A 5,512-nucleotide genomic window follows, 5' to 3' on the forward strand; every position below is an offset into this window, starting at 1 on the left:
GTGCCGCCACTTGCCCGGCGCCGGTGGCGCCACCCGCTCCAGCACCTCCATGTTCGCAAAGCGCAGCACCCGGCGACGGCGGGCGAATTGCTGCACGATGTAAAGGCCGATCACCAACAGCACGATCAGCAGGACCAGGAAGAACCAGGCGTTCTGGAAGCCGGTGAGCGACACCGGTCCCAGCAGGGGCACCTTCATGTCCAGCCACACTATGCGCCGAACTGCGGCGGTGCATGGGCCGCCGCCAGGGCCTATCCGGCGCCGAGATCCCGGCGCTGGGTGAACTTGATATCCAGGCTGCGCAGGTGGGTCTGCAGCCCGGCGTCCTGGATCGGGATCAGGTGGGCGGCCTCGTCGGTCTCGTTGTAGTGGGCGTGCCACATTCCCGGCGGGGTGGTGAAGGCGCATCCGGCCCGCCAGTCCACCCGAATGGGGTTGACGATGTCGCCGCGGGAGTCGAGGCGGGTGCCCAGCAGCGTGTAGCAGCCGAACTCGGGCGCATCGAGGATGAGATCCAAAGCCACCGACTGGTGCCGGTGCGGGCGCTGCACCTGGTTGGGTGGCAGCACGCCGAACATGGCCCACAGCACGTGGGTGATGGTCAGCGTCTGCTCTTGATCCGCGTTGGCCAGCAGCACGCTGACCCGGCTCTTGTCGTTGGCGCCCGGACGGGAGGCGATCTCCTCCAGCTTGGCGACGGCCTCGGCGCGGCGAAACTTGGTCGCGTCAAAGCGCGGCTGGGTGGCTTCGGCGCCCAGGTAGCGCATCAGCGGCTCGTCGTGCACCCAGTACATGGCCGTGTCGGTGGCGGCGTAGAACGCCGAGTGGTTGCCGGCGGGCAGCGTCACGAAGTCACCCTTCTCCCACCCGATCAGCCGCCCGTTGACCGCCGCGAAGCCCCGCCCGTACAGCACGTAGTACAGCTGCGAGGTGGCGTTGGGGCTGGTGTCGACCCGCTCGTTGGCGCGGATGCTGATGAAGTTCGCCAACAGCGCCGGGCTGGTCGCGGCGCCGGAGTCGATACCCAGTTCCTCGGACAGATCCAGCGGGATCACGCCGGTCGGTGCGTCGAGATAGATCTCGGGATCGAAGCGCCGCATCGGCATCGGCGGGATGTGCCCGGACCCGATGGGGTTGGCCGCCTTGGAGTACTCGAAGTACTCGGCCTGCCGCGCCCACTCCTCGAAACGGCCCTCGAACCCGTACTCGGCCACGTTGATCATCGGTGCCGGAATCGTCGGATCCAGGTTCGGCGTCACGAGCTGTTGCGCGGCGGGCATGTACGGCCTCCTCTACTCAGGCATGTCTCGTATCTGAATAGTATTTATCTTGTATCTTAGTGTCAATCGGCGCAGCTAGGGCCCAGCGGTGTACGGTCATGACCACGCTTGAGATACGACTTAGGCACCAGGAGGGGGGCGCGCGTGCCGGCAAAGGACCGTCGCCCGGCCACGGCCAAGGACCGCGCGCTGGACTACGTCAAAGCGCAGGTGCTCACCGGCGAGTTCCCGGGGGGCGAGCTGATCAGCGAAGGCGACGTCGCCACCGCGCTGGGTATGTCGCGCACCCCGGTGCGCGAGGCGTTCCTGCGGCTGGAGGCCGAGGGGCTGCTGCGGTTGTATCCGCAGCGCGGCGCCCTGGTGGTGCCGGTCTCGCCCGACGAGGTGCGGGCGGTCATGGAGGCCAGGCTGGTGCTGGAGCAGTTCGCAGCCGGCAAGGTGATCGGACGCGGCCCCGCCGTCTGCGCCGTGGTCTTCGAGCGGCAATCGGGCGAACTGCGGCGGCAGCGCGACGCCGCGTCGGCGGCCGACTGGCGGGGTTTCCTGGAGTCCGACCGCGCCTTCCACGCCATCACCCTGGAAGAGTCGGGAAACACCATCCTGACGAACTTTTACTCGACGTTGCGCGACCGGCAAATGCGGATGATCGCGGAGTCGTCGCTACGCGAGCCCGATCGGGTGGCCACGATCATGGCGGAGCATCAACGCATCGCGGAAGCGTTGCGCGACGGCGACTTACCGCGCGCACTGCAGGCGGTGCAGACCCACCTGGCCAGCACGGTGCGGGCCATGGGGCTCTCCGTGCTCTAGGACTCGGGTCGAAGATGATCGACGGGCGTTCGCATCCGACCGCGGACGATCGGCACGCAATCGTCGGGGAGCTCAGCGGTGACCTCCACACCGCAGTGGGTGAGTTCGTCGAGGAATGTGGGTAAATGCTCCATCGCGCCGGTGGGCAGGTCGTGCAACACCACGACGGTGTGCTGAGACTTACCGGCGTCGACGAGCGCTCGGTCCACCCATCCGTCGGGGTCGGCCCAATCGCGCGGGACGCTATTCCACAGGACGCAGGTGTACTTCTGCGCGACGAGGTAGTCGACGGCCGTTTGATTCAGGCAGCGCCGGTCGAGCGCGCCCTCGGTTCCCCACGGTCTGAAGTACCGATCGGCATCGGTGAAATCGTCTAAAAGCGTTTGCGTGCCGCTGATTTCGTCAACAGACTCCGCCGGGGATAACTCGCCGAGAGGTCGACCGTGGGTGAAAGAATGATTACCGATCCGATGCCCCTCACGCGCAGCGCGCGCTATCAGCCGGCGTCCATCCGGCGCGCGAGCGTTCTCCCCGACGACGAAGAACATGGCGGACATCCGACGTTGAGCGAGTGCATCGAGAACCTGATCCGTGACCCCGGGCGTCGGGCCGTTGTCGAAGGTCAAGGTGATTTTCGAGGACACAGTTTCATGCATAGCAGGTCGGTGCGCGTGAGATAAACATTGCCTGACTGATCGATCAGACAGTATGGTGTCCGGTAGCCGGAGACGAAGAGAAGAGTCGATGTTGACCGCCGCGGTTTCGAGGGGTGCGGGCGCCGGTCGTTCCACGGGGACGGCCGGCGACGCTCGACAGCGAATCCTGCAAACGACGGTGCGGTGCTTCGGCGCGTACGGCTACGAGAAGTCGTCGATGAAGCTGATCTCGAAAGAGGCCGGCGTTTCGCAGACGCTGCTGCACTACCACTTCGAGACGAAGGAAAAGCTCTTCCAGGCGGCGATCGACGACATGGCTAGGGCCATGTTCTCCACGGTGTCGACCCGCCTGGCGGAGGCGGCGTCGGTGGGTGACAGCCTGGCCAAGGCGGGCGATCTCGTCTACACACTGTTCATCGACAATCTCGACGCGGTCACGTTCATGGTCGAGTTCGCCGCGGCGGCCAATCACAACGAGTTCTTGCGGACCGCGTACGTCGACTACCGCGATACCCAGCGCCGGCGGCTCGCCGAGCTACTGCGCACGATCGTCGGTGACGATACGCCGACAACTTTGATCGACGAGACGGTGCGTCTCTTCGAAACTGTCCTCCTCGGCATGTCGATGCAGCGCCCCTTCAATTCCGACACTTCACGCTTCCGCGCCGATTTCGACGCGTTTGCGCGCATGATCACGACCCACACCACCGAAGTGCTGAATTCGAGGCACTGATGAGCCCGAACACCACCACGCAGGCGGTACCGCCGATGGCCGAAGACGCGGTGACCGGATCCGGTGCCAGACGAATTTTTGTGCGCCGCTACGACAACGAAGACGCCGACTATGTCGTGGTGCTGGTGCATGGCACCGCCGGGCACAGCGAAGGTTACGACGCGTTCGCCGAACACATGCGCCGCAACTATCGCGCGGCGGTGTATTCGTTCGACCTCACCGGGCACGGTCGTACGGAAGGCAAGGCGGGTGTGTTCAGTTTCGAAGCCTTCCTCGAAGACACTCGGGCGGTAACCGATTACGCCGCGCGGCGCACTTCCCTACCCGTCGTCGTGCACGGCGCGAGCCAGGGCGGCGAAGTCGCATTCCACGCGCTCGACGCGTGCCCCGCCGTGGTGGCCGGCGTGTGCATGAACATCTTGTTGAACCACGAGGCGCCAATGAACTTGGCAATCCGGCTGTTTCAGTCGCGCCCGGCGCGATATGCGGCAGCGAAGATAGGTGATCGAATACAGGTCCCGCTACGGCGGTTCATCGACTTCAAGGCCGCCTACCAAGAAGACCCCGGATTGCTGGAAACGAAGAAGAAGGACCCACTGTACGTCTGGTCGTATGGGTTGCGAAGCTACCACTCCGTGTTCAACTATGTCCCGCCACTGCCCGCCGCGGCCAACACGAAACCTGTCCTGATCACCTGTGGCGAACACGATGAAATAGTCGGCGCCGAGCACTGCCGGGCATGCTTCGAGCGGATCGGCGGGACCAAAGATTTTTTCATGATGCCCGGCGGCGGCCATCAGCTCATGTTGTTCGACAGAGACGTCTACAGCCGAGTCATCGACTCGTGGATTCGGGAGCGTGTGCTGGGCAACGCCCGATCGTGGGAAGCGTTAATCGAACCCGAGGAGCGACGCTACTTCGAGTTCCTCGACCACGAACGCGCCAACGACGCAGTCGGTGAGCCCGAATACCGCTATTCGATGATGGATCGAGCGCTGATGCGGATCAGCAACGGCACGATCGAGCGCGGCGTTCGCTACTTCTCCAACGCCGACGTCAGCGCGCAGTGGCGCTTCACAGCTGACCTGGTCAGCGAAATCGACTACACCGCATGGGATTTCCTGCGTGACTATCTACCCTCCACAGGTAGTGAACGCCCGACGATGGCGGTGGTCGGCTGCGGCGGAGGAGGGGCGATCGCGGGATTGCTGAAACGCTATCCGGAGCTGGGCGCGTGGGACATCGTCGGCGTAGACGTCGACTATAAATCGATCGAGGCAGCCCGCAAGCGCTTTGCCGACCAGCCGGGGGTGGACTTTATTGTCGGTGACGCGCGAAACGCGGATGTGTTGGCGGCCAGTCGGTTCGACCTGATCTACCTGCACGGGGTGTTTGACCATTGCACCGAGCACCGCCGTCTGCTCGACAGCGTGTTCACCGCCCTGAAGCCGGGCGGCCGAATGTTCTATGTCACACCGGATCGCAACCTGTTCACCTGGCTTTGCTTCGTCACGGTCGGGCCGCTGTACGTGTTCGGTCTACACAAGCCCAACCACGACTTTCGGCGATTCCCCCGTCCGGCCGAGTTGAATGCCATGCTCCAGCACGCCGGTTTCGAGCTGCTGCCCAGGCCAGGCCGCCCGACGGCACCGGCCATGGTCGGCCTCGAGTACAAGTCCGGGATGAATCCGTTCCCGGTCAAGAGGTCGGTGCGCACTCGCACCCTCGACGACGAGATCTTCAAGCACACCAGCCCCCGGTGGTGGTTGCGCAACGGCTTCGTCGGTGAGTACGTGGGAGCGGCGCAGAAACCGAGCCGCTGATGTTTCGTGTGCAGTGCTCGAACTGAGTAGCCGCGCAAAATTTCTGGCTTTCCGGGGCAAAGCGTCCTTAGTATGCTTCTACGCGCGGGGGGCCGCCCGCACATAAGGGGGACTTATGGGTTGGGCAATGGCTCCGAAAATCCGCGAGGCGATGACGAGAGCGGCCGTTGCCGCGGCGCTGCTCGGGGTCGCGGTGACGGGTGCGGCGGT

At 64.5% G+C, this 5,512-nt stretch carries 5 protein-coding genes and 1 pseudogene; 3 read left to right on the plus strand and 3 right to left on the minus strand.

What is annotated here, in order from left to right:
- Positions 1–198: pseudogene (locus tag A5652_RS13320) on the minus strand (hypothetical protein); the annotation flags it as partial.
- A gap of 53 nt (positions 199–251) precedes the next feature.
- Positions 252–1,280 (minus strand): cupin, encoded by a 1,029-nt coding sequence (locus A5652_RS13325; RefSeq protein ID WP_067351690.1) that lies wholly within the window; start codon positions 1,278–1,280, stop codon positions 252–254.
- A 144-nt stretch (positions 1,281–1,424) separates the two neighbouring features.
- Here A5652_RS13325 and A5652_RS13330 point away from each other — a divergent pair, with 144 nt between their 5' ends.
- On the plus strand, positions 1,425–2,090 hold the full coding sequence (locus A5652_RS13330; protein ID WP_067351693.1) for a GntR family transcriptional regulator: 666 nt from the start codon (positions 1,425–1,427) through the stop codon (positions 2,088–2,090).
- On the opposite strand, the gene A5652_RS13335 is transcribed toward A5652_RS13330, so the two are convergent.
- Positions 2,087–2,734: a polysaccharide deacetylase family protein gene (locus tag A5652_RS13335; protein ID WP_232001186.1), complete on the minus strand. Its 648-nt coding sequence runs from the start codon at positions 2,732–2,734 to the stop codon at positions 2,087–2,089. The genes A5652_RS13330 and A5652_RS13335 overlap by 4 nt on opposite strands.
- 100 nt (positions 2,735–2,834) lie before the next feature.
- On the opposite strand from A5652_RS13335, the gene A5652_RS13340 reads away from it, so the two are divergent.
- Positions 2,835–3,479 carry a TetR/AcrR family transcriptional regulator gene (locus A5652_RS13340; protein ID WP_067351698.1) on the plus strand — a complete coding sequence of 215 codons (645 nt, stop codon included), beginning with the start codon at positions 2,835–2,837 and terminating at the stop codon, positions 3,477–3,479.
- Positions 3,479–5,302: an alpha/beta fold hydrolase gene (locus tag A5652_RS13345; RefSeq protein ID WP_067351701.1), complete on the plus strand. Its 1,824-nt coding sequence runs from the start codon at positions 3,479–3,481 to the stop codon at positions 5,300–5,302. The genes A5652_RS13340 and A5652_RS13345 overlap by 1 nt, the downstream gene beginning before the upstream one ends.
- Positions 5,303–5,512 lie beyond the last annotated feature (210 nt).

The organism is Mycobacterium sp. 1165178.9, from assembly GCF_001673555.1.
In the GTDB taxonomy this organism is placed as follows: domain Bacteria; phylum Actinomycetota; class Actinomycetes; order Mycobacteriales; family Mycobacteriaceae; genus Mycobacterium.